We start from the raw sequence: 24,907 nt of genomic DNA on the forward strand, positions 1-24,907 counted from the left end.
GATCAGGGCGCGCTTTTGACGTCGATACGCGGCAGCAATGCCGCTTCGATGCCAGGATAGAGATGCGACACGCTGCGCTGCACTTCGTAGCGGGCGGCGGCCATCCGGGCAAAGCGGGCGGGGATAGGCAGGTCGCCCGCCTCCACCATGTCGAGACCATCGCGCACCGCCTGCGTCAGTGCGCCTTCCAGCCAGTCGATCCAGTCGCGCGTCTGGGCAATGGCCGCCGTCCCGGTCGGGTCGAGCGGCCCATGGCCAGGCAGGACGCCGCCATGGGGCAAGGCCTTCAGCTGGTCCAGACTGGCGCGCCAGGCCGCAAGATCGGCGGTCGGGGTGCTGGGCGCGCGATCATGAAAAACCAGATCACCCGCCAACAGCAGGCCGCTTCTTTCGTCCAGCAGCGCCAGATCCGCACTGCTATGGCCGGAAAGCGCAAGCAGGCGCAGCACCCGCCCGCCAAAATCCTCCTGCGCCGCCATGATGGTCCGGCCCGGCAGGATCAGGTCCGTGCCGCGCATCCAGTCGCCCAGCAGCCTGTACATGCCATCGGCATAGCCCTGCCCCTGCGCCGCCAACGCCGCGATCGTGCCCGGCAGCGCGGCGACGATGGCAGAATCGAAGGCGGCCAGCCCCAAGCCATGATCGGGATGGAGATGGCTGACATAGACCCGTATTATGCGCTGGCCCGTCAATTGCTCGGCCACCTGGCGCAGGGCGCGGCCATAGCGAAGCGAAGGGCCGCATTCCCATAGCACCGTCCCGGCGGGCGTTGCGATGATGGCGATATTGGCGATCGCCCCGCCATTATGCTCTTCGATCGGCTCGTCCGCGCCGCGCACCATCCAGATGCCATCGCCGACCGGCACCGCCGTAATGCTATAGTCGGCCGCACGAGCGGGCATCGTCGCCAGACCCGCTATCCCGCCCAGCATGGCGCGTCGCGACAGCTTCATCGTCCGCCCGGCATCGGCGACTGACGCGCCAAAATGAGGTTGGCCCGGTAGTCGCGCCCGTTGGTGTCACGCGCCGCGACCCGCAGCGCCGCATCCGGGCCGCCGTCCACCATCAGCGTGATCGCCGGGTCTTCCGCCACCGATGCCCATATATCCATGTCGCCCAGCACACGCCCCTCCCCGTCGGTCACAGCCAGCGCCTCCAGATGATAAGTGGCGATATTTTCGACAAGGCCGGTGTCCATCGGATGCCGGAAGCTCAGCCGCACCCGATTATAGCCCTGCGCGATGGGCCAGACTTCGCCACGTATCTCGCCCAGATGGTCAGCCCAGTCGCCCTTGACCCGGCTGACGGGTGGCGCGGAACATCCGCCGCCTGCGGCATCGACCCAGCCGCCCGACACCAGCCATTGCCCGCTGTCCAGTTGCACCGCACCGCGTACCGGAGTGCGCTGATCCAGCTTGATCCGAGTCGCGACATAGGGCGCGGCATGCAGGGGGCGATAGTCGATCGCGACCGGAATGGGATTAAGGTCCGCGAGCAGGATCATGCGCCTGACCCCCGCTATTCCGCGCGCATCAATGACCACCGGAAAGGCGCGCTGGTTTTCCGCGATCATCGGGAAGGACACATGGACTCGGGGGTCGAACCGCACTGGATCATCACCGAACAGGGTGCGCGCATGGGCTATCCACATCGGTGAGCCGAGCGGATCGGCAGGCGGAGTGGCCCCGACACCGGCCGGCGCCAGCGTCAGCATGATCGCGACCCATAGGCTCTTTGCCCTGCGCATATCCTTCTCCCTTATGACAGGGTCTAATAGAGGGCGCGACGCGCTACCATTGGCCCTTGGGTCATAAGCCGGGGAGAGGATCATGCGGCGCTTCATCATGGCGGCGATGCTGGTTGCGTTGCCCGCGCTGGCGCAGGAGCCATTGTTCGACACGGAGGGCTATCGCATCGCGCATTATCGCGCGCCAGTGCGCCAGCCGCCCGCCGGCGTCGGCCGAATCGCGCTCGCAGCAGCGGCGCAGCTTGTGCCGGACAGGGATGCCATCTTCATCGATGTCCTGCCGGCCGAAGGTGGTCATCGTGAACCGGACGGGCGCTGGCGGCTGGCGTCATCGCATGACTCCATCCCTGGCGCGCACTGGTTTCCCGATGCCGGGCGTGGCCAGCCCGATCCCGCCATTGCCGGGGCTTTTGCCACAGGCGTTGTCCGGTTGACGGCGCGCGCGCGCGGCAGGATGCTGATTCTGTTCTGCCGCTCCGACTGCTGGATGGGCTGGAACGCTGCCAAAAGGTTGCGATCGATGGGCTTTGCCAATGTCTGGTGGCTGGCGGAGGGGACGGATGGCTGGCGCGACCTTGGCCTGCCGCTCACGCCAGTCCAACCCGAAGGCGGCACGGCCACATAGGACCAAAGGCCCATTGTGCGCAGGCGCGCTCCGGACGCACTCTTGGCGCAATCTGGCGGCCATTAGCCGCGTGCATCTTTGGAGAGTGATGTGATCCATCTGCGCCTGTCAGCTGGCCTTGCCGCTGCCCTGCTCCTTTCGCCGCTGCCCGCTGCGGCAAAGGATATTGTGGTCCATATGAAAAATCAGGGCGCGGACGGGGCGATGGTGTTTGAACCATCCTTCGTGAAGGCTGCGCTGGGCGATACCATCCATTTCAAGCCGACCGATGCCAGCCACAATGCCGAAACGATGGCGAACATGCTGCCCGCGGGCGTAACCCCGGTGAAGGGCGCGATGAACAAGGAGATGGTGCTGACCGTCGCCAAGCCTGGCCTCTACGGCATTAAATGCATGCCCCATTATTCGATGGGCATGGTCGCGCTGGTCCAGGTGGGCAAGGTGTCCGCCGCCGACCTGACAGCGGCCAAGGCGGTCAAGCTGCCCCCCTTTGCCGCCAAGCGCATGACGGTGGCGCTCGCAAAAGTGAAATAGACCCAAGGTGCAATGGCCCGGCACAGGTCGCCGCGCCATGTTTTCAGCCAATTTCGACAGGACAGGAGTAGGACGATGCTGCAGCAGGCGATGGAGCGGTTCACCGGCAAGACGCTGATCCGCAACCAGTATGACAATTATATCGACGGCCAGTGGGTCGCCCCGGTCAAGGGCGGCTATTTCGAAAATATTTCCCCCGTGACGGGCCAGGTCGTCGGGACCATCGCGCGCGGTACGGCCGAGGATATCGAGCTGGCGCTCGACGCGGCGCACAAGGCGAAGGATGCCTGGGGCAAGACCTCCACGACGGAACGCTCGAACATCCTGCTCAAGATTGCCGACCGGATGGAAGCCAATCTGGACCTGATCGCGATGGCCGAGACGATCGACAATGGCAAGCCGATCCGCGAAACGACCCATGCCGACATTCCGCTGGCCATCGACCATTTCCGCTACTTTGCAGGCTGCGTTCGCGCCCAGGAAGGGTCGATCAGCGAGATCGATCATGACACCATCGCCTACCATTTCCACGAGCCGCTGGGCGTGGTCGGCCAGATCATTCCCTGGAACTTCCCGATCCTGATGGCGGTGTGGAAGCTGGCCCCGGCGCTGGCGGCAGGCAATTGCATCGTGCTGAAGCCCGCCGAACAGACGCCGATGTCGGTTCTGGTGCTGCTGGACATTATCGGCGACCTGCTGCCGCCTGGCGTGCTGAACGTCGTCAACGGCTTTGGCGTCGAAGCGGGCAAGCCGCTGGCCAGCAACAAGCGGATCAGCAAGATCGCCTTCACCGGCGAAACGACGACCGGCCGCCTGATCATGCAATATGCGTCGGAAAACCTGATTCCCGTCACGCTGGAACTGGGCGGCAAGTCGCCCAACATCTTCTTTGCTGACGTGATGGATGCAGACGACGATTATTTCGACAAGTGCCTGGAAGGCTTTGCGATGTTCGCCCTCAATCAGGGCGAAGTGTGCACCTGCCCCAGCCGGGCGCTGATCCAGGAATCGATCTACGAAAAGTTCATCGAACGCGCGATTGCGCGCGTGAAGGCGATCAAGCAGGGTAGCCCGCTCGACCCGGCGACGATGATCGGCGCGCAGGCGTCAAACGACCAGCTGGAAAAGATCCTCTCCTATATCGAGATTGGTCTGGCCGAAGGCGCGGAACTGCTGACCGGCGGCGCGCGTGCGCAGCTGGATGGCGAACTGAGCGAAGGCTATTATGTCACCCCGACGGTGTTGAAGGGGCATAACAGGATGCGGATATTCCAGGAGGAGATTTTCGGTCCGGTTCTGGCCGTCACCACCTTCAAGGATGAGGCCGAAGCGCTCGCCATCGCCAACGACACGCTCTATGGTCTGGGCGCGGGCGTGTGGACGCGCGATGGAAGCCGCGCCTATCGCATGGGCCGCGGCATCCAGGCCGGTCGGGTGTGGACCAACTGCTATCATGCCTATCCGGCCCATGCCGCCTTTGGTGGCTTCAAACAGTCGGGCATCGGTCGCGAAAACCACAAGATGATGCTGGACCATTATCAGCAGACGAAGAATTTGCTGGTCAGCTACAGCCCCAAGGCGCTGGGCTTCTTCTAAAGGGTCGCAACGAAGGCGCTTGCCTTTCCCCTGTAAGCGCCTTCGTCCCAGGCGGGCGTCCCTAACGGACGTCCGCCCCTTTTTGTAAAGGAAAGCCTGGCTGTGACGAACCCGCTTCCTCCCCGCATATTGGCGACAGATGCAGCGCTGGCGCTGATCGCGCAGCTGACCGACAGGCATGGGCCGCTGATGTTTCACCAGTCGGGCGGCTGTTGCGACGGGTCCGCGCCAATGTGCTTTCCGCGCGGCGAATTCAAGGTGGGCGCGCAGGACGTGCTGCTGGGGCATGTCGGGGGCGATGTGCCGGTATGGATCGGCGCGGCCCAGTTCGAATATTGGCGCCATACCCAGGTGACGATCGACATTGTGCCAGGGCGCGGCGCGGGCATGTCGCTGGAAAGCCCGGAAGGGATGCGCTTCATCGTCCGGTCGCGCATTTTTACCGACGACGAAAACGCCCTGCTGGAAGCGGCCGGCGATCCGCCAAGAGGCAACGCCATCGCCTGACGTGACAAATGCGCAGCACAGTGCATAACCCCTAAGAAAAAGGGGAATGCGATGGGAGAGAGCGAAATGAGTGTGGAGGCGGCGGATATTGTCTTTGCGTCGAGCCACATGCCTGATCCGGCTGATGCGATGGCGCAAGTCGCCCATGCCATGGGTGACTCACCATTGGCCGGCATGCTGCTATTTTGTTCGCACCGTTTCGATCGCGACGCGCTGGCCCGTGCGGTGAACCGCCATGGCGAACAACGGGTCGCGATCGGCTGTACCAGTTCGGGCGAACTGACCGAGCAGGGCTATGACGAGGATAGTCTGAGCGTCATCGGCTTTCCGGCCGCCAGCTTTCATATGGTGTCCCATTGTTTCGACGATATTGATGCCTTCGATCCTGTCGCAGCGCGGGAAGCCATTCGATCGCTCGCAGCGGTGGCGGAGCGGGACAGCCGCCATCTGGGTGACCGGGTCAATCATGTCGCGCTGTTTCTGGTCGATGGCCTGTCCCATCGCGAGGAACTGCTGACGATGACGATCCAGGATGCGCTGGGCGACGTACCGCTAATCGGCGGATCGTCAGGCGACGGGCTCGATTTCCGCGAAACAGCGATCTTCCACGGCGGCCGTTTCCACCATCGCGCCGCCGTGATCGCCATCCTGTCCACCCCCCGGCCGATCCATGTGTTCAAGGGGCAGCATTACCGCCCTGGGGCGGCCAAAATGGTGGTGACGGGCGCTGTGCCGCAGGACCGGATCGTCACCGAAATCAATGCCGAGCCTGCTGCGCAGGAATATCTGCGGCTGGCGGGCCATGCCGGGGAAGCGCTGGGCCTGGCCTTCTACGCCGCCCATCCGCCGATGGTGCGGGCGGGCGGGGACTATCATGTCCGCTCGATCCAGAGCGCCAACCCGGACGGCAGCCTGACCTTCTACTGCGCGATCGACGAAGGCATCGTGCTGACCGTGGGTGAGCCGGTGGACCGGATCGCGGGGATGGAGGCGATGTTCACCGACATTGCCGCCCATGTCGGCACGGTCGACCGGATCATAGCGTTCGATTGCGTGCTGAACCGGATCGACGCCGAACAGCGGCAGATCAGCCGGGCCGTATCCGAACTCTATGGCCGTCACCGCGTCATCGGCTTCAATACCTATGGCGAACAATATCATGCGCTGCACGTCAACCAGACCTTTAGCGGACTTGCGATCGGAAAATGAGCCAGCGGGCGGAAACCGACACTGAACTGGACAGGTTGCGGGAAGACAATCGCAAGCTGCGCAAGATCAATGCCGCGCTGATCGACCGGGTCGAACGGTCGAGCGATATGGTCGGCAATGCCTTTTCGATGTTCGAGACCGCGATCACGCTGGAAGCCATGGTGCGGGAGCGGACGGGCGAACTGGAGGATGCGCTGGGCCGTCTGGCCACCGCCAATGCGGAGCTGGCCCAGGCCCATGCGACCGCCGAGGAGGCCCAGACCCGGCTGCGCGACGCGATCGATTCGATCAATGAGGGCTTTGTCCTGTTCGATGCAGAGGACAGGCTGGTCCTGTTCAACGAGGCCTATCTGAGTTTCTGGCCCGAAATTGCCGACCAGATTCGCCAAGGCCAGTCTTTCGACGAGATTGTCCGGCTCGCCGCCGCGCATCATCACGCGCTCGGATCGCTGGTCGCGCCCGACCGCTGGGTATCGGACCGGCTGGCGCGCCACAGCATTGCGGACGGCGGGCATGTGCAGGCGCTGTCGGATGGCCGCTGGGTCCAGATCAACGAGTTGCGCACGAGCGAAGGCGGTATTGTCGGCATTTATACCGACATTACCGAGGTGAAGGCGCAGGACGCCCGCAACCGGGCGCTGGAACTGGCCGAGCGTAACCTGATCCTGCAATCCACGCTCGACAATCTGTCCGAAGGCGTCTGCCTGTTCGACGCGCAGGGGCGCGTGGCGGCGTGGAACGACGCGCTCCAGCATCTGCTCGACCTGCCCGGCGGCTGGGCGCAGGAAAGCGGCAGCCATGGCGCGCTGGTCGCCTGGTGCCGCGAGCATCTGGGCATGGCGGATGAAGGGTGCCTGGACTGGCGGGGCGACCAGCCCGGCGGAGATCCGCGCCACGCGCTGGTCCATGCCGGGACGCGCAGTTTCGAGCTTCGCAGCACTGCGCTGGAACGGGGTGGGCAGGGAATCGGCTTTACCGACGTAACCGCGATGTTGCGGGCGCAGGCGGGCTTGCAGGAAACGGCCGAGACGCTGGAACGCCGGGTGGCCGAGCGGACCGCCGAACTGGAGACAGAGATCGCCGAACGCCGCGCGATCGAGGCGCAGTTGCGCGACGCCAAGACAGCGGCGGAAAAGGCCAACCTGTCCAAGACCAGCTTTCTGGCCGCCGCCAGCCACGACCTGCTCCAGCCATTGAACGCCGCGCGGCTGTTTGTCGCCGCGCTGGGCGACCGGCGACTGGCGCTGCCGACCCGCGCGCTGGTCAACCAGACGTCGACGGCGCTGGATTCGGTCGAGGATCTGCTGGAGGCACTGCTGGAAATCAGCCGTCTGGACGCAGGCGCGATCCAGCCGGAGGTTGGCGATTTCCGGCTCGACCGGCTGCTCGACACGCTGCGCGTCGAATTTGCCCCTATGGCCCGCGCTGGCGGACTGGAACTGGTGATCGCCAGCGAACCGGCATGGGTGCAATCCGACATTCGGCTGTTGCGACGCATCCTGCAGAATTTCCTGTCCAACGCGCTGCGCTATACCCAGCAGGGATCGGTACGGGTGGATTGCAAAAGCGGGCCGGACGGCGTCCGCATCAGCGTGACCGACAGCGGCCCCGGCATTCCGCTCGACAAGCAGGCATTGGTGTTCGAGGAGTTTCGCCGGCTGGACACCCGCACCAGCGGCAAGGGGCTGGGCCTGGCCATCGTCAAGCGGGCGAGCGACATGCTGGGCCATCCGATCACGCTCGAATCGACGCCTGGTCGTGGATCGACCTTTGCGATTTGCCTGCCGGCGGGTGAGCCGGTGACCGATCCCGACAGCGAGCCGAACATATCCGGGCGCGATCGCACGATGCGGGGTCTTAACGTGCTGGTCATCGACAATGAACGGGCTATCCAGACCGGCATGTCGACCCTGCTCGGCGGCTGGGGATGCAGTGTGCGGACGGCGGGCGGCTTTGCCGATGCGACCGCCCTGTTCACAGATGACGCCAAGCCTGACATCATCCTGATCGACTATCATCTGAATGACGGCGAGACGGGCGACCATGTGATCGACCGGCTGCGCGCTCATTTCGGCGGGCCGGTGCCTGCGGTGATGATTTCGGCCGATCGCGGCAAGGATCTGAAGGTCCGCCTGGACGCCTGCGGCATCCCGCTGCTGAGCAAGCCGGTCAAGCCTGCACAGTTGCGCGCGCTGTTGCGGACGATGCTGAAATAGATGGAAGGTCGTGCCGGGTCAGTCGGCGCGGAAATGTACCCGGTTTGCCTTGATCACTGCCTGGGTGCGGCTGAGCACGCCCAGCTTTTGCAGGATCGCCGATACATGCGCCTTGATCGTCGTCATCGACACATTGAGGTCGTGGGCGATCTGCTTGTTGAGGCGACCGTTGACCAGATGGCCAAGGACCGTCTTCTGCTGCGGCGTCAGGCTGTCGATGCGACGGGTGATGTCATCTTCGTCGGCGGACGGCGCTGCCCCTTCCCCCATGGTTTCGGGCAGGTAGATTTCACCCGACACGACCCGGTGCAAGGCGTCGACAATGGCGCTGCGCTTGAGCGATTTGGGGATGAACCCGGCCGCGCCGGCGGCCAGCGCCTCCTGCACGATCGCGCGGTCGAACGCCCCCGACACCATCACCACCGGCAGGATCGGGAAGCGATCGCGCAGCAGCTTGAGGCCATCAAGCCGCCGCACGTCGGGAATGTGGAGATCGAGCAGGATGAGATCGAAATTATCCTGCTTTTCCAGCGTGGCGATCGCCTCGTCCAGGGTCGCCGCCTCGAAAATCTCGATATTGTCGAAGCTGATCGCGATGACGCTGCGCAAACCGTCGCGCACCAGCGGATGGTCATCGACGATCAGCACGCGTTCCATGATCGCTTCGCCGCCCATATATTGGCCCATATCCTGCCCCTGGCCCGAATGATCGACCAAGTCATGGGATGTGGCAAGCCGCAAAGCGCAAGGCGGCAGTACCGGAGCCTGCATTGCATAGCTGCCACGTCCCATGACGATCATGACACTCTCTCCCTTATGACTTTGGCAGTTTGAACACCCAGAGCGCGCCGCCCTGATTGATGTCCTTGAACGATTTGGCGACTTCGCCGCCCCACAGAGGCACAGCGCCGCCCCAGCCGGACATGACGGCCACATATTGTTCGCCATCCTGTTCCCAGGTGACAGGCGAACCGACCACGCCGGACCCGGTCTGGAATTTCCACAATTCCTGGCCAGTCTTGGCATCGAAGGCCTTCAGATAGCCTTCGGGCGTGCCGGTGAACACCAGATTGCCCCCGGTCGTCAGCACCCCGCCCCACAACGGCGCCTTGTTCTTATATTCCCACACGATCTTGCCGGTCTTGGGGTCCATGGCCCGCAGCACGCCGATATGATCTTCGGCAATCGGCTTGATGGTGAAGCCCGCGCCCAGATAAGCGGCCCCCTTCTTGTAGGCGATGGGCTCGTTCCAGATGTCCATGCCCCAGTCGTTGGACGGGATATAGAAAAGGCCGGTGTCATGGCTGTAGGCCATCGGCATCCAGTTCTTGCCGCCCAGGAAAGACGGCGAAGCGAATACCGGCTTGCCCTTTGCATCGCCCGGTGCCGGCGGACGGCCTTCCACGATGTAATTCGGCTTGCCATTCTTGTTGAAGCCATCGGCCCAGGTCGTCTGCATCACAAACTTGCTGGCGCTGACAAACTTGCCGTTGGTGCGGTCGAGCACGAAGAAATAGCCGTTGCGGTCCGCCTTCGCGCCAAGCTTCATCGGCTTGCCGTTGATGGTGGCGTCGAAGGGAATGAATTCGTTGACGCCGTCGAAATCCCAGCCGTCGTGCGGCGTGGTCTGGAAATGCCATTTGATGACGCCGGTGGCCGGGTCGATCGCAATGGTGGACGCGGTGTAGAGATTGTCGCCGGGACGCAGATGGCTGTTCCACGGCGCAGGGTTGCCGGTGCCGAAGAAGAGCAGGTTGGTTTCAGGATCATAGGTGCCACCCAGCCAGGTCGCGCCGCCACCGGTTTTCCACTGGTCGCCCTGCCAGCTGGCGTTCAGCTTGCCAGTGATGCCATTATCCTTGCCATTGAGCGTGCCCATATGGCCTTCAATCACCGGGCGGTGCCAGATCAGCTCGCCAGTGTTGACGTCGCGCGCATCGACCGCGCCGACCACGCCGAATTCGCCACCCGAATTGCCGGTGATGACCATGCCGTTGACGATCAGCGGCGCGGCGGTGGCGCTATAGCCTTCCTTATAGTCGGCGATCTGCTTGTTCCAGATCACCTTGCCGGTCAGGCGGTTGAGCGCCACGAGGCGCGCGTCGAGCGTGGCGAAGATGATCTTGTCGCCATAGATCGCCGCGCCGCGGTTCACCACGTCGCAGCAGGGCATGATGCCGTCGGGCAGGCGGGCGTCATATTGCCATTTTTCCTCGCCAGTGCGCGCGTCAAAGGCGAACAGGCGCGAATAGCTGCCGGTCACATAGATGGTGCCGTCGTAGACGATCGGCTGCGCTTCCTGGCCGCGCTGCTTTTCACCACCCAGCGAGGCGGAGAAGACAGGCACCATTTTCGACACATTGCCGCTGTTGATCGCGTTGAGCGCACTGAAGCGATGCGCCTGCGGTCCCATGCCATATGTCAGCACGTCGCCCGTCGATTTGGCGTCGTTCATCAGATCGGCATCGGTCGGCCCGCTTTGCGCCACCAGCGGCGCGGCCCCCATCGCCATTGCCATCGCAGCGACGCCCGACAGCGCCCGCATGATCGGTCCTTTCATAACCATCCTCCCTGTGTAATCGGGCGCATTGGGCGCCCACGATTTCTGTGCAGACTATGCCGCTCCCGATCAGCGACAATTAGACCTTGGGTCGGGATATTGGCGGTCCGCGCTCAGCCTGCGGCGTTGGCCGCAGTCCAGTTGACCCCGTAGCGCGCGAACAACGCCTTCATCTCGCCGCTTGCCGCCATGGCGGTAACGATCTCCTCCACCGCGTCGCCCAGCGTGCGGCTATTTTCCTTGACCGCCATGCCGATGTCCCAACCAGGCGAGGTGAAAGCGGGCAGCGGCCCCTTGCGCAGCGTGACGCGGCCAGCGCCCGCACCGTGCAGTCCGTGTTCGATCTGCGCCCGGCTCGCCAGCACGGCGTCCGCCTGCCCGGCCAATACCGCCGCCACCGCCGCCGATCCGGTCGGATAATGGACGACATCCTTGGCCAAAACGCCGCCAAAAGAGCCTGTCAGATAGAAGTCGGGGATGGAGTCGAGTTCAGCGGCGAGCTTGCGGCCGCGCCACTCGGTCGGCATCCCTTCCAGCGCGACCGCGCCACCGGAACCGGCCAGCGCGAAACTCTCGCGATAATAGGGCGCGATGATCGCAACCTGATCATTGCGCGCCGCGAAGGTCCGGTCGAAGGGGACATGCAGCATCAGGTCGCCGGGCATGAAGCCCAGCAAACCGCCCTTCCACACGCCGTTGCGCAGATCGTCATCGGCGCTTTCGTCCGCGACCAGTTGGGCCACATCGGCGCGCACGCCCAGCCTGCCCGCGATCGCCTGCGCCAGGTCAGCGTCCAGACCGACGATCTTGCCGCCCTCCTCCCACGACCAGGGCCGGTTGTCCTGATAGACGATCACGCGCAACGTACCGAGCGCCTTGACCTTCGCCAACGGGGCCGCGCCGCCGCGGCCCGCAGCCAGCGCGAACGCCACACCCGCCCCGCCAATCAAGGCGCGACGGGTGAGCATCGCCCTATCCCTCATGTTTGGTTTCAAGCCAGGCGCGGATGGCCCAGCCGGCCTTTTGCCCCAATACGTCGCCAAAGGGCGGCATATAGACCTTGCCGTCATGGCTGGAGCCGTGGCGGAAGCGTTCGGCGAACCATTGATCGCCGGATTCGCCTTCCTCCAGATAACGCAGGTCCGGCGCGATACCGCCGGATTCCGCATCCAGCCCGTGGCAGCGCGCGCAATTTTGGCCATAAGCCGACTGGCCGATCTCGATCGCCTTGGCGTTGCCGCTATAGGGGTTTTTTTCGAGCCAGGCTTCGCCAATCTCCGGCAGCGCGCTCGTGTCGACTGCTTGCGGCGTGACGTCGCCATGCGCCAGCAGCGCGCTCGCCCCGGTCATGCCCAGCGTGGCAATGGCGCCCAGCAGCGCGATCCGTCCCAGTTTCATATGCGTCATCCTCTCACGCGGATTCTCGTTGAGCGGAATATCGGCTAAGGCAGGCGCGCGGCCCATTGGCCATTGGTACAATCCCGTCGATCGTTACCAGCCGATAGGATGGCGGCCAAAGCGGTGAGAGGATCAGGATATGAAGCGCATCGGCATTGCCGTCGGGGCCGTCTGGCTGGCGCTCCCCGCCGCCGCGCAGGGGGAAACCCTCTATGTCTCCAACGAGCGCGGGGACAGCGTGTCCGTGGTCGATACCGCGTCGGGGCAGGTGACTGCGACCTGGGCCGTGGGCGGCCGCCCGCGCGGCATCACCCTGTCGAAGGATGGCCGCTACCTCTATCTGTGCGCCAGCACCGACCATGCGGTGCAGGTGATCGACCGTGCAACCGGCAAGCTGGTCGCGGAATTGCCATCTGGGCAAGACCCGGAGCAATTTGCCCTCTCCCGCGACGGCAGGACGCTGTTCGTCGCCAATGAGGATAATGCCGCGCTGACGGCGATAGACCTGGCCAGCCGCTCCGTCGCCTTTCAGGTCGATGTCGGCGGCGAGCCGGAAGGGGTGGCGCAAAGCCCGGACGGCCAGTGGGTGGCGGTGACGTCCGAAGAGGATAATGTCGTCAACTGGATCGACCTTGGCACGCGCCAGATGGTCGCCGAAACCTCGACCGACCAGCGCCCGCGCCATGTCGAATTCACCGCCGACGGCGCGCAATTATGGGTCGCGGCCGAAATTGGCGGCACTGTCCAGATCATCGACACGACAAGCCGTGCGGTGCGCGAGACGCTGCGGTTCGAGATACCGGGCGTCCCGGCGCATCGCATCCTGCCGTGCGGCATCCGTTTCACCCCCGATGGCAAGACCGCCATCGTCGCGCTGGGCCGGGCCGATCATGTCGCGCTGGTCGATGTCCCGACCCGCAAAGTCCGCGCCTATGTGCCCGTGGGCAAGCGGGTCTGGCATGTCGCGGTCAGCGCCGATGGCACCCAAGCCTATACAGCCAATGGCCTGTCCGATTCGGTATCGGTGATCGATCTGGCCAAGGCGCAGGTGAGCGCGACGATCGCCGTCGGGAGCGCGCCCTGGGGGATCGTCGCCGCACCCTGACCGGGCAGCAGCGCGATTGCAGCGACCCGCGCCAGATGGCATGGCGGGGCTATGACACGCATCGGCCTGCTCGGCGGCTCCTTCAACCCGGCCCATGGCGGGCATCGCGCGATTTCGCTGTTCGCGGCAACGGCGCTGGGACTGGACGACATATGGTGGCTGGTGTCGCCGGGCAATCCGCTGAAGCCCCGCGCAGGCATGGCGCCCCTGCCCGCCCGGCTGGCCCATGCGCGCAAGGTCGCGCGGCGCGCCCCGATTCGCGCCACCGCGATCGAGACGCAACTGGGCACGCGCTACACGGCAGACACGCTGCGCGCGCTGACCCGCCGCTACCCGCGCAACCGGTTCATCTGGCTGATGGGGGCCGATAATCTGGCGCAGTTCAGCCAGTGGAGGGACTGGCGCGGCATAGCGCGTCAAATGCCCATTGCCGTGATCGCCCGTCCGGGCTATGATGGTGCTGCTCGTGGCTCTGTGGCCATGAACTGGCTGCGGCGCTTCGTCCTGCCCGCTTGCCAGAAAGCAGGCTGGACGAATTGGAGACCGCCGGCGCTCGTGCTATTGCGCTTTCGCCCTGATCCAAGATCGGCGACCCTGTTTCGGCAGGCGAACCCCCTCTGGCATCGCGAATATGAACATGCACGTGTGCGGGACCCGCTCACGCGTCGGCTGATCGTCTAGAATGGAGCTTTTTTGACCAGACCCCTTATTGCCAACGATACGGCCGCAGCGGCCGATAGCGTGGCCGCCCTGCACGCCCTCGTCATGCAGTCGCTCGACGACGACCAGGCCCAGGAAACCATCTCCATCCCCCTCGAAGGCAAGAGCAGCATCGCCGATTATATGGTGATTGCGAGCGGTCGTTCGTCGCGCCAGGTCGCGGCGATCGCCGAGCATCTGGCCGAGCGGGTCAAGAAAGGCACGGGCCGTTCGTGCCGCATCGAAGGGCTGCCGGTCGCCGACTGGGTGCTGATCGACGCGGGCGACGTGATCGTCCACCTGTTCCGGCCCGAAGTGCGCAGCTTCTACAATCTGGAACGGATGTGGGGCTTCGTCGACGCGCCAGTGGCGGGGACGGCGTAACCCGACGCCGTTCGGGCTGAGCGAAGTCGAAGCCTTCCACTGAGCGTAGCGAAGTGGTTTCGCCTGCGGCTCAGCCGAACCCTTCGACTTCGCTCAGGGTGAACGGATTAAGGCTGAATGCTCCTCCATATCATCGCGCGCGGGAAGATCGGGCGGTCGCCCGAAGCCGAACTGGTCGACCGCTATGTCAAGCGGCTGACCATGCCGCACAAGATCACCGAAATGCCCGATCGGGGCGGCAAGCTGCCCCCGCAGGCGCCCGGCACCGTCACGGTGATGCTGGACGAAAAGGGCAAACAGCTATCCTCCATGGACTTTGCCCGGCGGATCGAAGGCTGGCGCGACGCGGGAACGCGCGAATGCCGCTTCCTGATCGGCGCGGCGGACGGGTTTGACGACACCGAACGGGCGAATGCGGACCTGCTGATCGCCTTTGGCAATATGACCTGGCCGCACATGATGGCCCGCGCGATGCTGGCCGAACAATTGTGGCGGGCCTGCTCCATCCTTGCCAACCACCCCTATCATCGCGAAGGATAGGCGGGTGACACGGGGCGGGATCATGATCGTGATGATGGCGGGCCTTGGCGTCCTGGCCGCATCGCGCCTGCCCGCCGCCGATGACGACGCCATCATCCTGCCCGGCACCGCCGGCACCACATTGCAACAGGAACAGGCCGCGCTGAAGGCCGCGCGCCGCCAGTCGGACGAGGCGCGCGATCGGTCCGCCCGGCTCGACCAGCAGGCGAGCGCAGCGCGCGATGAGGCCGAGCAGGCGCGCCGCCGCGCCGCCGCGATCGCCGCGCGCATCCAGCAGGCCGAAGCCGACATAGCGGGCGCACAGGCGCGCATCGCCATCGTCGCGCGGATGCAGCGCGCGCAGGCGGCCCGGCTGGCGGCCAAGCAGGAACCGGTCGTGCGCCTGACCGCCGCGCTCCAGATGATGGCGCGCCGCCCGCTGGCGCTGGCGCTGGTCCAGCCCGGCTCGATCACCGACGCCGTGCATATGCGCGCGGTTCTGGGGCAGATACTCCCGGTGATCCGCCAGCGTACCGCCGGGCTGCGCGCCGAGCTGGAACGCAGCCGGGCGCTGCGCGCCACGGCCCAGCAGGCGGCCGATGCGCTGGCCAGCAGCCAGCAACAGCGCAAGGAAAGACAGGCCCAACTCGCCGCGCTGGAGGCGCAGAAGCGGGTGGCCGCGCGCGACTATCGCAGCAATGCGGGGATGGAGAGCGAGCGGGCGCTGGCGCTGGGCGAGCGGGCGCGCGACATTGTCGACCTGATGGACCGGCTGGAGGAAGCGAGCGACCTGCGCGACAAGCTGGCTGCGCTGCCCGGTCCGCTGCTGCGCCCGGCTCGCCCCGACCAGACCGGCGCCCCTGCCCCTGACCGGGCCGTGGCGATGCGCGGCCCGCCGCCCTATCGCCTGCCGGTCGTAGGCCAACTGGTCACGGGCATGGGCGAGGTGAATGATGGCGGCGTCCGGTCACGCGGGCTGACGCTGGTGACGCAGCCGGGGGCGCAGGCCGTCGCGCCGACCGCCGGACGCATCGCCTTTGCCGGGCCCTATCGCGGCTATGGCCAGATATTGATCATCGACCATGGCCAGGGATGGACCACGCTCATCACCGGCCTGCATCGCGTAACCGCGCAAGTGGGCGACAGCGTGCGGCAGGGCGAGCCGGTCGCCATCACCGGCCCCGGCCGCCCGACCATCACCATAGAACTGCGCCGCAACGGCCGTCCGGTCGACATCGTGCCGCTGGTGGGGCTGGGATGAGGATCGCGCGCTCATTAACCTGACGCTCATCGACCCTGCGCAACATTCGTCGAAGCGCGCTTTTGCGTCGGGACGCGAATCGGCTTATGATGGAACGCAGATGCCGGAATCAAGGACAACCATGAAATCCACCTTCCTCCAGGGCGCACTTGCGCTCGGGGCGCTTGCGCTCATTCCCGCCACCACCGCGGCGCTCGCCGATGGGGAGGCGTCGAGCTACAAGGCGCTCGACGAATTCATGGACGTGTTCCAGAAGGTCCGCAGTGATTATGTCGAGAAAGTCGACGATGAAAAGCTGATCAAGGGCGCGATTGACGGGATGCTGGCCAGTCTGGACCCGCACAGCAGCTTCCTGGACGCGCGCGATTTCCAGAATCTGCGGACCCAGACCGAGGGCAGCTATGGCGGCCTGGGCCTGTCGGTCACGCAGGAGGATGGCGCGGTCAAGGTGATCGCGCCGACGCAGGATACCCCGGCCTGGCGTGCGGGGATCAAGGCGGGCGACTATATCACCCATATCGACGGGCAGCTAATCTATGGCGGCACGCTGGACGAAGCGGTCGACAAGATGCGCGGCGCACCGGGCACCAGCCTGAAGCTGACGATCGTGCGGGCCGGACGCGACAAGCCGATCGACCTGACGCTGACGCGCGAGATCATTCAATTGAAGCCGGTGAAATGGGAAGTGAAGAACGGCATCGGCGTCATCAACATCGTCAGCTTCTCTGCCAATACCGGTGCCGATGTACGGCAGGCGATCCGCAGCATCGACAAGTCGCTGGGCCACAAGCCGACCGGCTATGTGCTGGACCTGCGCTCCAACCCCGGTGGCCTGCTGGATGAAGCGGTGTCAGTCAGCGACGCCTTCCTGGAACGCGGCGAGATCGTGTCGCAGCGCGGCCGGGCCAAGGGCGATGTCGAACGCTATTATGCAAAGCCGGGTGACGATGCGAAGGGTCTGCCGGTGATCGTGCTGGTCGATGCAGGATCGGCGTCCGCATCCGAAATCGTCGCCGGTGCGTTGCAGGACCAGCATCGCGCGCTGGTGATGGGCGAACGCAGCTTTGGCAAGGGCAGCGTGCAGACGATGTTGCCGCTGTCGAACACCACCGCGCTCAAGCTGACCACGGCGCGTTACTATACGCCTTCGGGCCGCAGCGTGCAGGAAGGGGGTATCCAGCCCGACATCCGCGTCCCGCAGCTGTCGGACCCCGATTACAAGAACCGCCCCAAATATCGCGAAAGCGACTTGCGCCGCCATTTGATCAACGAGATCAAGACCGACGACAAGACGCTGGAGGAAGATGCCAAGGACGATCCGCGCTTTGCCATGTCGGCCGAGGAATTGAAGAAGAAGGGCGTCGAGGATTTCCAGCTCGACTATGCGCTCAAGACGATTGGTCGCCTGGCCAGCACGCCGGGCGCAACCATCGCGCAGGCTGCGGCCAGGAAGCCGGGGGCGAAGTAAGGGGGTCCCTATCATTCCCGTTCGCCCTGAGCGGATGGTGTGGGAATCCCGCAAGTTCAGCATGACGAAAGGTGCCTGGGGGTTTAAGCGGGGATGATGAGCAAACTTCCCCTCGCTCGCGCCCTGGCGCTGCTGATCCCCGTGGCGCTGCTGGGCGGTGCCTATGCGTCGCAATATGTGGGCGGATTGCATCCGTGCGAAATGTGCTGGTGGCAGCGTTATCCGCATATGGCCGCGATCGCGCTGGCGCTGCTGGCCTTTGCGGCAAAGGGCAATCCGAGGACCAGCGCGATGTTCACGACGCTGGCGGCCATCGCCATCGCCATAAGCGGCGCCATCGGCCTGTTCCATGCCGGTGTCGAATATGGCTGGTGGGAAGGGCTGACCGCCTGCTCCACATCGCCGACCGGCGGCAATGCGGCCGACATATTGACCCAGATCATGGCGACGCCCATCACCCGCTGCGATGTTGCGCCATGGAGCCTGCTGGGCATATCGCTGGCGGGCTATAACGGCCTCTTGTCGGTCGGTGGCGCACTCGCCATCTTGGCGTTGCTGGGACGCAAAGGACGCAATGCATGAGCGCGAAGCAGGATTTTCCCCGGCCCGGTCGCCGTCCCAAGCCCGCCGATCGCGCGTCGATGCTGCGGGTCGATCAGGCCGGTGAGTTCGGCGCGACCCGCATCTATGCAGGGCAGCTTGCCGTGATGGGCGATCGGCATCCCGATGCGCGCATCATTGCGGGGATGGCCGCGCAGGAAGAGCGCCACCGCCAGACGTTCGACGCCATGATCGCGCGGCGCGGCGTACGGCCGACCGCGCTGGCGCCGATCTGGAACGTGGCGGGCTTTGCGCTGGGTGCGGTGACGGCGGCGATCGGTCCCAAGGCCGCCATGGCCTGTACCGCCGCGATCGAGACGGAGATCGACCGCCACTATGGCGAACAATTAGTGCAATTGGGCAGCGACGATCCGGAACTCTCCACCGCCATCGCGGATTTTCAGGCAGAGGAAGTCGAGCATCGCGATGCCGCGCTGGCGCATGGCGCGCAGCAGGCCCCTGCCTACCCCCTCTTGTCGGGCGCCATCCGTTTGGGATGCCGGGCCGCCATCGCGCTGTCGAAGCGCATCTGAAAAGGACCGACGGATGACCAGGATACCGATGATCGCCGCGCTGTTGCTGATGGGCGCTGCCGGCCCCGCACTGGCCCAGCCGTCAAGCGCGCCCACCGCGGCGGCCGCGCCGACGACGGAAAAGGTCAACCTTGTCATCGTTTATGGCGACGATGCTTGCCCGCAAAGCCAGGGCGACGACATTGTCGTGTGCGCGCGCAAGGGGGAGGAAGAGCGCTATCGCATCCCCGAACCGCTGCGCGGCGATCCCAATGAACCCAGCAAGCAGGCCTGGGGCGAGCGGGTGCGATCGATGGAATATGTCGGCCGGTCCGGCACCGAAAGCTGCTCGCCAGTCGGCGGTGGTGGCGCAACCGGCTGCTTCGCACAGCTGGCGCGGCTGGCCAAGGCGGAACGGCAGGCGCTCGACAATGCCAGCTGGAAGGATCTGGTAGAGGCCGAGCGCGCCAAGCGCTTGTCCACCATCGATGCCGACAGCGAAGCGATCGAGGCGCGGGTCGTGGCGGAGGAAAAGGCCAAGGATACGGCGCCCGCATCGCAACCCTGACGGGTCCGGCCGCCGAACGGCGTCTGGAGAAGGAGTCTCCACTTTCGGGCAAGGCGGGCAATGACAGGGGCGAATGAAGGATTTTCCGATGATGCGTCTGTCTATGTCCCTGGCCTTGATGGGGGCGGCCCTGATCCCGGCGACGCCCGTGCTGGCGCAGCCTGAACCGCCGCCCGACCGTATATTCAACCTGATCGTCTATGGCGATGATCCCTGCCCCAAGGGCAAGGATGACAGCGAAATCGTGGTGTGTGCGCGCAGGCCCGAAGCTGAGCGCTACCGCATTCCCAAGAAGCTGCGTGAAAAGCCGCCGGTAGCTGGTGGTCCCGGCTGGGGCAGCCAGGTGGCGACGATGGAACAGGTCCAGCGCCAGACCCTGCCGGGCAGTTGTTCGGTGATCGGCAGCAACGGCTTTACCGGCTGTGCGGCCCAGAGGCTGCAACAATGGTTCGCCGAGCGACGGATGCTGGAATCGAAGGGCGAACCCTGAGCTTTTAACGGCCTATGCCGGGCTGATAGCGCTGCTTGGCCGCGTTGACCTTGTCGATCAGGCTAGAAAGCGGTTCGGATGCTGGCATCGCACGGCAGGGTTGCTTCATGCTGCTCATCCGCTGGCTGAGTGTGCCGAAAATATAGTCGATGCGATCCATCAGTCTGTCCCGACAAGTGATAGCCCGCTATCGCGCCCCTGTGGTTAACAAGTGGTAATCGGCGGCCCGCCTTTGCGCCGAAGCGAATCACGCACCCGTCGAGTCGCAGGCAGCAAGCCCCTGCACATAGGTCGGGTAGCGTGGCGACCAGCCAAGCAGGCGTTTTGCGCGTCCATTGGCGATGCGGCGGTTCTCTGCATAAAAGGCCAGCGCCATGGGCGACAACGCGGCCTGTTCCAGCGTCAGCAGGGGCGGATGGGCCATCCCCAGCATGTCGCAGGCGGCCTCTATCACCCGGTTTTGCGCGCAGGGCAGGTCGTCGGCCAGATTATAGATGCCCGGCGGCCCATCGAACGAAGCCTTGATCCCCGCGACAATGTCATCGACATGGATGCGGCTGAAAATCTGGTCGGGCAGGTCGATGCGATGCGCTTTCCCCGTCCGCACCCGGTCCAGCGCCGAACGGCCCGGACCGTAGATGCCCGGCAGGCGGAAACGGCGCATATCAGGCCGCAACGCCCCCCATGCCTGATCAGCCTGCGCCCTGGCGGTACGGCGGCCGGTGCCGACCGGGCTGGCTTCGTCGACCCACGCCCCGCGCGTATCGCCATAGACGCCGGTGGAGGAGAGATAGCCGATCCAGCGCGCCGGTGCGGCGGCTATCCCGGTACCGTAGCGGGCCAGCACCGGGTCGGCGTCACCTGCGGGCGGGACGGAGGAGAGGATATGGGTGGCGCTGGCGATGGCCGCGCGGACAGAGGGATCGTCATCGAAGGCCAGCGTGTCTGCGTCGGCATGGCGGCGGGTGGCGGTGATGCGCCAGCCATCCGATCGCAGGCGGTCGGCCAGCCGGGACGCGGTATAGCCAAGGCCAAAGATCAATAGATGAGGCAATATACTCCTCCGTTCGTTTCGAGCGCTTCGACTGCTTGCCAAGGCAGGCGCTCAGGACAGGCAAGGTCGAGAAACCTGTGCGTACCGTTTCTCGACTTCGCTCGAAACGAACGGAGACAGAGACTAGACCGTGAAGCTCTCGCCGCAGCCACAGGCGCCCTTGGCATTGGGATTGGCGAAGGTGAAGCCGGCGGTGAAGTCATCTTCCACCCAGTCCATCGTCGATCCGACCAGATAGAGCACCGACGCGCCGTCAATGTAGAAGGTGCCGCCGGGGGTCTCTATCTTCTCGTCGAATTTGGCTTCCTCGCTCACATAATCGACCGAATAGGCCAGACCCGAACAGCCGCGCCGGGGCGTGGAAAGCTTGACGCCGATCGTCCCCTCCGGCGCGTTGGCCATCAGGTCGGCGATGCGCTGTTCGGCGCTGGGCGTCAGCGTGACGGCGGCGGGGCGGGCGCGGGTCCTGGTCTCGGTCGTCATCACAGCATCCCCAGTTCCAGCTTGGCCTCATCGCTCATCTTGGCCGGATCCCATGGCGGGTCCCAGACCAGATTGACCTGCGCATCGCCGACGCCGGGGACGGCCCCGACACGCAGTTCGACCTCGCCGGGCATGGATTCGGCCACGGGGCAATGCGGCGTGGTCAGCGTCATGGTGACGACGACATGATTGTCGGGCGACACATCGACGCCATAGATCAGCCCCAGATCATAGATGTTCACCGGGATTTCCGGGTCGAAAATATCCTTGAGCGCGTCGATGACGCCATCATAGACATCGCCGCCCGGTTCCCCCGCCGGGCTTTCGGCAGGCTTGGCGGCCAGGAAGCCGTCCAGATAGTCGCGCTGGCGCGGCGCTTCTTCCACCCGTGCCTTGGGCGGGGCATCAACGGCCTCTACCTCTTCCACCACGATCTTGTTCGCCTCGGTCATCCGAAGATCTTCCTTACCCGTTCCAAACCCGCGACCAGCGCATCGACGTCGCCCTGATCGCTATAAATGCCAAAGCTGGCCCGCGCGGTCGCTTCCACGCCCAGATGGCGCATCAGCGGCTGGGCGCAATGATGCCCGGCGCGGATCGCGACGCCTGCTTCGTCCAATATGGTGCCGACATCGTGCGGATGCACCCCCTCGACTTCAAAGGAGAGGATTCCCGCACTGTCGTCCGGCCCGAAAACCCGCACGCTGTTGAGATTGTCGAGCGCCGCGCGCGCCTGCGCCACCAGCGCACATTCATGCGCGTGGATCGCGTCCAGCCCGATCGCCTGCACATAATCGATCGCCGCCGACAGGCCGATCACGCCGCTGATGTGGGGCGTTCCCGCTTCGAACCGGGTCGGCGCAGGCGCGTAGGTCGTTTTTTCAAACGTCACCTTGTCGATCATCGATCCGCCGCCCTGATAGGGGGGCATGGCGTCGAGCAGTTCCTGCCGCGCCCACAGCACGCCGATGCCGGTCGGGCCGTAGAGTTTATGCGCGGAAAAGACGTAGAAATCGCAATCGAGCGCCTGCACGTCGACGGCGAGGCGCGGCACGGCCTGGCAACCGTCGATCAATATCCGCGCGCCGACCATATGCGCGATGTCGGCCGCGCGGCGGCAATCCAGCACGCTGCCCAGCACGTTGGACACATGGGCGAGCGCGACCATGCGGTGCCGGGGCGTGATCATCGCGCGCATCGCGTCAAGATCGATCCGGCCTTCATCGGTCAGCGGCACGACGTCGATATGGGCGCCGACCTTTTCCGCCACCATCTGCCACGGCACGATATTGCTGTGATGTTCCAGCGTGGACAGGAGGATGCGGTCGCCCGCCTTCAGCTGTTCGCCCGCCCAGCATTGCGCGACCAGGTTGATCCCTTCGGTCGCGCCGCGGACATAGACGATTTCGCTGTCCGACTTCGCGCCGATGAAACCGGCCACCTTGCGCCGGGCCGATTCATAGGCGAGCGTCATGTTGGCGGACCGCGCATAGACGCCGCGATGAACGGTGGCATAGTCGGGGCCATAGGCGCGGGCGATGGCGTCGATCACCGCCTGCGGCTTTTGCGCGGTGGCGGCGCTGTCGAGATAATGCCAGTCGAGGACGCCGGGGAAATCGGCGCGGAGTTTCAAAACACCGTTCGGGCTGAGCTTGTCGAAGCCTTGTTCTTCCTTGGAAGAAAAGGACGACCCTTCGACAGGCTCAGGGCGAACGGATGTTTGATCGTCGTTCATACCATTGCCTCCAGCTTGGCGATCGCCGCTGCTTCGAGCCTGTCCTTCACCGCCTCGTCCGCCACGCTGTCGAACACGCCCGCCACGAAGGAGCGCAACAGCAGCGTCTTGGCGGTCGCCGGGTCCATCCCGCGCGAGGCCATGTAGAAAAGCGCCGCCTTGTCCAGTTCGCCCACGGTCGCGCCATGGGCGCATTTCACATCGTCGGCATAGATTTCCAGTTCCGGCTTGGCATTGGCGGTCGCGGTGCGATCCAGCAGCATGGCCTTGACCGACTGGAAGGCGTCAGTGCGCTGCGCGTCGCGGGCGACCGCGATCCTGCCGAGATAGCTGCCGGTGGCGCGCTCGCTCAGGATCGAGCGGATCGTCTGGCCGCTGGTCGCGTCGGGCTGCGCATGGGTGACGCTGGTGACGATTTCCAACGTCTGATCACCGCTGCCCAGAATGGCGCCGCCCAGCTCGAAATGGCTGCCCCGGCCCAGCGTCACGTCGATCGTCACCCGCCCCAGCTGGCCGCCAATGTTGAGGACGTGAAAATCGCAGCGCGCGCCATCAGCCACGGTCACGACATAATCATGCACCGCCGTCGCGCCATCGGCTGCGTCCTGCAACAGATGGTGATGCGCCGCTTCGCCCGCCGCAACGTCGATTCGCACCGGCGCGGGCAGCGGCCAGACGCTCTGGAGCGCCGAAAGGTCGCTATAACGCCAGCTTTCGTCGCGGCGGGTGGGAAGGTCCAACATGTTCATCGCTTTGTTTTCAATGCCTTGCGGTTCAAACTCGTCCAACTTCGTCCATATGCACGGTATTTCGGCATAAGCCTTTGTAACTTAAGTATATTATCCCGTATTTCACCGCGATAGGACAGATATTCCGTTATCCGACCACCTCGGCCCCAACCACATCAGAATAGCCTTCACGTTCCAGTTCGAGCGCCAGTTCCGGGCCGCCCGACTTCACGATCCGCCCGCCAGCCAGCACATGGACATAGTCCGGCTTCACATAGTCGAGCAGGCGCTGATAATGGGTGATGAGCAGCACGGCCTTTTCGGGCTTGCGCATGATCGCATTGATGCCAGCGCCCACGATCTTGAGCGCGTCGATGTCCAGCCCGGAGTCGGTTTCGTCGAGGATCGCCAGCTTGGGATCGAGAATGCCCATCTGCACCATTTCGGCGCGCTTCTTTTCGCCGCCCGAAAAGCCGACATTCACCGGGCGCTTGAGCATATCCATGTCGAGGCCGAGCAAAGCGGCCTTTTCCTTGGCGAGGCGGATGAATTCGCCGCCATTCAGTTCCTTTTCCCCGCGTGCGCGCTTCTGGCTGTTGAGGCTTTCGCGCAGGAACTGGAGGTTGGAGACGCCGGGGATTTCGACCGGATACTGGAAGCCCAGGAACAGACCGGCGGCGGCGCGCTCATGCGGGTCGAGGTCGAACAGGTCAGCGCCATCGAACGTCGCGGTGCCGCCGGTCACTTCATAACCCGGCCGCCCGCCCAGCGTGTAGGCCAGCGTCGATTTGCCCGCGCCGTTCGGCCCCATGCTCGCGTGGATTTCCCCCGCGTGGCTCTGGAGCGACAGGCCTTTCAGGATCGCCTTGCCGTCAATTTCGTTGGTCAGTTGGTCGATCGTCAGCATCA

The 24,907-nt window shown here is 64.7% G+C and carries 29 protein-coding genes; 16 read left to right on the forward strand and 13 right to left on the reverse strand.

What is annotated here, in order from left to right:
- Positions 1-2: 2 nt before the first annotated feature.
- Both FE851_RS14060 and FE851_RS14065 read right to left on the reverse strand, forming a co-directional pair.
- The gene (locus FE851_RS14060) at positions 3-953 is read right to left on the reverse strand and encodes a quinoprotein relay system zinc metallohydrolase 1 (protein ID WP_145203337.1); all 951 of its coding nucleotides are present in this window, start codon (positions 951-953) and stop codon (positions 3-5) included.
- Positions 950-1,747 (reverse strand): quinoprotein dehydrogenase-associated SoxYZ-like carrier, encoded by a 798-nt coding sequence (locus FE851_RS14065; protein WP_145203340.1) that lies wholly within the window; start codon positions 1,745-1,747, stop codon positions 950-952. Before FE851_RS14065 ends, FE851_RS14060 begins: the two co-directional genes overlap by 4 nt.
- Positions 1,748-1,829: 82 nt before the next feature.
- On the opposite strand from FE851_RS14065, the gene FE851_RS14070 reads away from it, so the two are divergent.
- The 6 genes from FE851_RS14070 (at position 1,830) to FE851_RS14095 (ending at position 8,434) form a co-directional block, all read left to right on the forward strand.
- On the forward strand, positions 1,830-2,372 hold the full coding sequence (locus FE851_RS14070; RefSeq protein ID WP_145203343.1) for a rhodanese-like domain-containing protein: 543 nt from the start codon (positions 1,830-1,832) through the stop codon (positions 2,370-2,372).
- A 90-nt stretch (positions 2,373-2,462) separates the two neighbouring features.
- Complete coding sequence (locus FE851_RS14075; RefSeq protein ID WP_145203346.1) at positions 2,463-2,906, forward strand: pseudoazurin; 444 nt, start codon at positions 2,463-2,465, stop codon at positions 2,904-2,906.
- Between the two features lie 75 nt (positions 2,907-2,981).
- Positions 2,982-4,502: an aldehyde dehydrogenase gene (gene adh, locus FE851_RS14080; protein ID WP_017183708.1), complete on the forward strand. Its 1,521-nt coding sequence runs from the start codon at positions 2,982-2,984 to the stop codon at positions 4,500-4,502.
- 102 nt (positions 4,503-4,604) lie between these two features.
- Complete coding sequence (locus FE851_RS14085; RefSeq protein ID WP_019053191.1) at positions 4,605-5,009, forward strand: DUF779 domain-containing protein; 405 nt, start codon at positions 4,605-4,607, stop codon at positions 5,007-5,009.
- A gap of 66 nt (positions 5,010-5,075) precedes the next feature.
- On the forward strand, positions 5,076-6,218 hold the full coding sequence (locus tag FE851_RS14090; RefSeq protein ID WP_107124995.1) for an FIST N-terminal domain-containing protein: 1,143 nt from the start codon (positions 5,076-5,078) through the stop codon (positions 6,216-6,218).
- Positions 6,215-8,434: a NahK/ErcS family hybrid sensor histidine kinase/response regulator gene (locus FE851_RS14095; protein ID WP_145203349.1), complete on the forward strand. Its 2,220-nt coding sequence runs from the start codon at positions 6,215-6,217 to the stop codon at positions 8,432-8,434. Before FE851_RS14090 ends, FE851_RS14095 begins: the two co-directional genes overlap by 4 nt.
- A gap of 18 nt (positions 8,435-8,452) precedes the next feature.
- Here the strand turns inward: FE851_RS14095 and FE851_RS14100 are convergent, their stop codons facing one another.
- From FE851_RS14100 to pedF, 4 genes are all read right to left on the reverse strand, one after another.
- Positions 8,453-9,235: a response regulator gene (locus FE851_RS14100; RefSeq protein WP_017183712.1), complete on the reverse strand. Its 783-nt coding sequence runs from the start codon at positions 9,233-9,235 to the stop codon at positions 8,453-8,455.
- Positions 9,236-9,248: 13 nt separating this feature from the next.
- Positions 9,249-10,994 carry a methanol/ethanol family PQQ-dependent dehydrogenase gene (locus FE851_RS14105; RefSeq protein WP_019053187.1) on the reverse strand — a complete coding sequence of 582 codons (1,746 nt, stop codon included), beginning with the start codon at positions 10,992-10,994 and terminating at the stop codon, positions 9,249-9,251.
- Positions 10,995-11,107: 113 nt separating this feature from the next.
- A complete protein-coding gene (locus tag FE851_RS14110; RefSeq protein WP_145203352.1) occupies positions 11,108-11,962 on the reverse strand; it encodes a substrate-binding periplasmic protein in 855 nt (284 codons plus the stop codon).
- A 4-nt stretch (positions 11,963-11,966) separates the two neighbouring features.
- The gene (gene pedF / locus FE851_RS14115) at positions 11,967-12,392 is read right to left on the reverse strand and encodes a cytochrome c-550 PedF (protein WP_026002500.1); all 426 of its coding nucleotides are present in this window, start codon (positions 12,390-12,392) and stop codon (positions 11,967-11,969) included.
- A 139-nt stretch (positions 12,393-12,531) separates the two neighbouring features.
- On the opposite strand from pedF, the gene FE851_RS14120 reads away from it, so the two are divergent.
- The 10 genes from FE851_RS14120 (at position 12,532) to FE851_RS14165 (ending at position 19,998) form a co-directional block, all read left to right on the forward strand.
- Positions 12,532-13,497 (forward strand): PQQ-dependent catabolism-associated beta-propeller protein, encoded by a 966-nt coding sequence (locus FE851_RS14120; protein WP_145203355.1) that lies wholly within the window; start codon positions 12,532-12,534, stop codon positions 13,495-13,497.
- A gap of 51 nt (positions 13,498-13,548) precedes the next feature.
- Positions 13,549-14,178: a nicotinate-nucleotide adenylyltransferase gene (locus tag FE851_RS14125; RefSeq protein ID WP_145203358.1), complete on the forward strand. Its 630-nt coding sequence runs from the start codon at positions 13,549-13,551 to the stop codon at positions 14,176-14,178.
- A 12-nt stretch (positions 14,179-14,190) separates the two neighbouring features.
- A complete protein-coding gene (gene rsfS / locus FE851_RS14130; RefSeq protein WP_017183718.1) occupies positions 14,191-14,580 on the forward strand; it encodes a ribosome silencing factor in 390 nt (129 codons plus the stop codon).
- A gap of 117 nt (positions 14,581-14,697) precedes the next feature.
- Positions 14,698-15,120 (forward strand): 23S rRNA (pseudouridine(1915)-N(3))-methyltransferase RlmH, encoded by a 423-nt coding sequence (locus tag FE851_RS14135; RefSeq protein ID WP_145203361.1) that lies wholly within the window; start codon positions 14,698-14,700, stop codon positions 15,118-15,120.
- 22 nt (positions 15,121-15,142) lie between these two features.
- Positions 15,143-16,360: a murein hydrolase activator EnvC family protein gene (locus tag FE851_RS14140; RefSeq protein ID WP_145204431.1), complete on the forward strand. Its 1,218-nt coding sequence runs from the start codon at positions 15,143-15,145 to the stop codon at positions 16,358-16,360.
- A gap of 121 nt (positions 16,361-16,481) precedes the next feature.
- Positions 16,482-17,828 (forward strand): S41 family peptidase, encoded by a 1,347-nt coding sequence (locus FE851_RS14145; protein WP_019053181.1) that lies wholly within the window; start codon positions 16,482-16,484, stop codon positions 17,826-17,828.
- A gap of 96 nt (positions 17,829-17,924) precedes the next feature.
- Positions 17,925-18,410 (forward strand): disulfide bond formation protein B, encoded by a 486-nt coding sequence (locus FE851_RS14150; protein ID WP_026002472.1) that lies wholly within the window; start codon positions 17,925-17,927, stop codon positions 18,408-18,410.
- Complete coding sequence (locus FE851_RS14155) at positions 18,407-18,961, forward strand: demethoxyubiquinone hydroxylase family protein (RefSeq protein ID WP_017183579.1); 555 nt, start codon at positions 18,407-18,409, stop codon at positions 18,959-18,961. The genes FE851_RS14150 and FE851_RS14155 overlap by 4 nt, the downstream gene beginning before the upstream one ends.
- A 13-nt stretch (positions 18,962-18,974) precedes the next feature.
- A complete protein-coding gene (locus tag FE851_RS14160; protein ID WP_019053179.1) occupies positions 18,975-19,508 on the forward strand; it encodes a hypothetical protein in 534 nt (177 codons plus the stop codon).
- Positions 19,509-19,581: 73 nt separating this feature from the next.
- Positions 19,582-19,998, forward strand: a complete 417-nt coding sequence (locus tag FE851_RS14165; protein WP_130751704.1) for a hypothetical protein — start codon at positions 19,582-19,584, stop codon at positions 19,996-19,998.
- Between the two features lie 4 nt (positions 19,999-20,002).
- On the opposite strand, the gene FE851_RS26180 is transcribed toward FE851_RS14165, so the two are convergent.
- The 7 genes from FE851_RS26180 to sufC all read right to left on the reverse strand — a co-directional run bounded on the left by FE851_RS26180 (position 20,003) and on the right by sufC (position 24,905).
- Positions 20,003-20,158: a hypothetical protein gene (locus FE851_RS26180; RefSeq protein WP_165418694.1), complete on the reverse strand. Its 156-nt coding sequence runs from the start codon at positions 20,156-20,158 to the stop codon at positions 20,003-20,005.
- A gap of 87 nt (positions 20,159-20,245) precedes the next feature.
- Complete coding sequence (locus tag FE851_RS14170; protein WP_145203364.1) at positions 20,246-21,052, reverse strand: SDR family NAD(P)-dependent oxidoreductase; 807 nt, start codon at positions 21,050-21,052, stop codon at positions 20,246-20,248.
- Positions 21,053-21,175: 123 nt separating this feature from the next.
- The gene (locus tag FE851_RS14175; protein WP_145203367.1) at positions 21,176-21,535 is read right to left on the reverse strand and encodes a HesB/IscA family protein; all 360 of its coding nucleotides are present in this window, start codon (positions 21,533-21,535) and stop codon (positions 21,176-21,178) included.
- Positions 21,535-21,987 carry an SUF system Fe-S cluster assembly protein gene (locus FE851_RS14180; protein WP_019053175.1) on the reverse strand — a complete coding sequence of 151 codons (453 nt, stop codon included), beginning with the start codon at positions 21,985-21,987 and terminating at the stop codon, positions 21,535-21,537. The genes FE851_RS14175 and FE851_RS14180 overlap by 1 nt, the downstream gene beginning before the upstream one ends.
- On the reverse strand, positions 21,984-23,270 hold the full coding sequence (locus FE851_RS14185; RefSeq protein ID WP_261370941.1) for a cysteine desulfurase: 1,287 nt from the start codon (positions 23,268-23,270) through the stop codon (positions 21,984-21,986). The genes FE851_RS14180 and FE851_RS14185 overlap by 4 nt, the downstream gene beginning before the upstream one ends.
- Positions 23,267-24,019 (reverse strand): SufD family Fe-S cluster assembly protein, encoded by a 753-nt coding sequence (locus FE851_RS14190; RefSeq protein ID WP_026002476.1) that lies wholly within the window; start codon positions 24,017-24,019, stop codon positions 23,267-23,269. The genes FE851_RS14185 and FE851_RS14190 overlap by 4 nt, the downstream gene beginning before the upstream one ends.
- A gap of 127 nt (positions 24,020-24,146) precedes the next feature.
- Entirely contained in the window at positions 24,147-24,905 is a 759-nt protein-coding gene (gene sufC, locus FE851_RS14195; protein ID WP_145203370.1) for a Fe-S cluster assembly ATPase SufC, read from the reverse strand.
- Between the last annotated feature and the right edge of the window lie 2 nt (positions 24,906-24,907).

Origin of the sequence: Sphingobium sp. B2 (assembly GCF_007693735.1) — a bacterium.
In the GTDB taxonomy this organism is placed as follows: domain Bacteria; phylum Pseudomonadota; class Alphaproteobacteria; order Sphingomonadales; family Sphingomonadaceae; genus Sphingobium; species Sphingobium xenophagum.

What these genes read in the sequence shown, in the direction of transcription:
- FE851_RS26180 (WP_165418694.1), bottom strand. Translation starts at nt 20,158, where the DNA reads ATGGATCGCATCGACTATATTTTCGGCACACTCAGCCAGCGGATGAGC.
- FE851_RS14175 (WP_145203367.1), bottom strand. Translation starts at nt 21,535, where the DNA reads ATGACGACCGAGACCAGGACCCGCGCCCGCCCCGCCGCCGTCACGCTG.
- FE851_RS14145 (WP_019053181.1), top strand. Translation starts at nt 16,482, where the DNA reads ATGAAATCCACCTTCCTCCAGGGCGCACTTGCGCTCGGGGCGCTTGCG.
- FE851_RS14070 (WP_145203343.1), top strand. Translation starts at nt 1,830, where the DNA reads ATGCGGCGCTTCATCATGGCGGCGATGCTGGTTGCGTTGCCCGCGCTG.
- FE851_RS14065 (WP_145203340.1), bottom strand. Translation starts at nt 1,747, where the DNA reads ATGCGCAGGGCAAAGAGCCTATGGGTCGCGATCATGCTGACGCTGGCG.
- FE851_RS14120 (WP_145203355.1), top strand. Translation starts at nt 12,532, where the DNA reads ATGAAGCGCATCGGCATTGCCGTCGGGGCCGTCTGGCTGGCGCTCCCC.
- FE851_RS14140 (WP_145204431.1), top strand. Translation starts at nt 15,143, where the DNA reads ATGATCGTGATGATGGCGGGCCTTGGCGTCCTGGCCGCATCGCGCCTG.
- FE851_RS14155 (WP_017183579.1), top strand. Translation starts at nt 18,407, where the DNA reads ATGAGCGCGAAGCAGGATTTTCCCCGGCCCGGTCGCCGTCCCAAGCCC.
- FE851_RS14190 (WP_026002476.1), bottom strand. Translation starts at nt 24,019, where the DNA reads ATGAACATGTTGGACCTTCCCACCCGCCGCGACGAAAGCTGGCGTTAT.
- FE851_RS14160 (WP_019053179.1), top strand. Translation starts at nt 18,975, where the DNA reads ATGACCAGGATACCGATGATCGCCGCGCTGTTGCTGATGGGCGCTGCC.
- FE851_RS14185 (WP_261370941.1), bottom strand. Translation starts at nt 23,270, where the DNA reads ATGAACGACGATCAAACATCCGTTCGCCCTGAGCCTGTCGAAGGGTCG.
- FE851_RS14095 (WP_145203349.1), top strand. Translation starts at nt 6,215, where the DNA reads ATGAGCCAGCGGGCGGAAACCGACACTGAACTGGACAGGTTGCGGGAA.
- FE851_RS14165 (WP_130751704.1), top strand. Translation starts at nt 19,582, where the DNA reads ATGAAGGATTTTCCGATGATGCGTCTGTCTATGTCCCTGGCCTTGATG.
- FE851_RS14110 (WP_145203352.1), bottom strand. Translation starts at nt 11,962, where the DNA reads ATGCTCACCCGTCGCGCCTTGATTGGCGGGGCGGGTGTGGCGTTCGCG.
- FE851_RS14100 (WP_017183712.1), bottom strand. Translation starts at nt 9,235, where the DNA reads ATGATCGTCATGGGACGTGGCAGCTATGCAATGCAGGCTCCGGTACTG.
- FE851_RS14150 (WP_026002472.1), top strand. Translation starts at nt 17,925, where the DNA reads ATGAGCAAACTTCCCCTCGCTCGCGCCCTGGCGCTGCTGATCCCCGTG.
- pedF (WP_026002500.1), bottom strand. Translation starts at nt 12,392, where the DNA reads ATGAAACTGGGACGGATCGCGCTGCTGGGCGCCATTGCCACGCTGGGC.
- FE851_RS14180 (WP_019053175.1), bottom strand. Translation starts at nt 21,987, where the DNA reads ATGACCGAGGCGAACAAGATCGTGGTGGAAGAGGTAGAGGCCGTTGAT.
- FE851_RS14090 (WP_107124995.1), top strand. Translation starts at nt 5,076, where the DNA reads ATGAGTGTGGAGGCGGCGGATATTGTCTTTGCGTCGAGCCACATGCCT.
- FE851_RS14135 (WP_145203361.1), top strand. Translation starts at nt 14,698, where the DNA reads ATGCTCCTCCATATCATCGCGCGCGGGAAGATCGGGCGGTCGCCCGAA.
- FE851_RS14060 (WP_145203337.1), bottom strand. Translation starts at nt 953, where the DNA reads ATGAAGCTGTCGCGACGCGCCATGCTGGGCGGGATAGCGGGTCTGGCG.
- sufC (WP_145203370.1), bottom strand. Translation starts at nt 24,905, where the DNA reads ATGCTGACGATCGACCAACTGACCAACGAAATTGACGGCAAGGCGATC.
- FE851_RS14105 (WP_019053187.1), bottom strand. Translation starts at nt 10,994, where the DNA reads ATGAAAGGACCGATCATGCGGGCGCTGTCGGGCGTCGCTGCGATGGCA.
- adh (WP_017183708.1), top strand. Translation starts at nt 2,982, where the DNA reads ATGCTGCAGCAGGCGATGGAGCGGTTCACCGGCAAGACGCTGATCCGC.
- FE851_RS14125 (WP_145203358.1), top strand. Translation starts at nt 13,549, where the DNA reads ATGACACGCATCGGCCTGCTCGGCGGCTCCTTCAACCCGGCCCATGGC.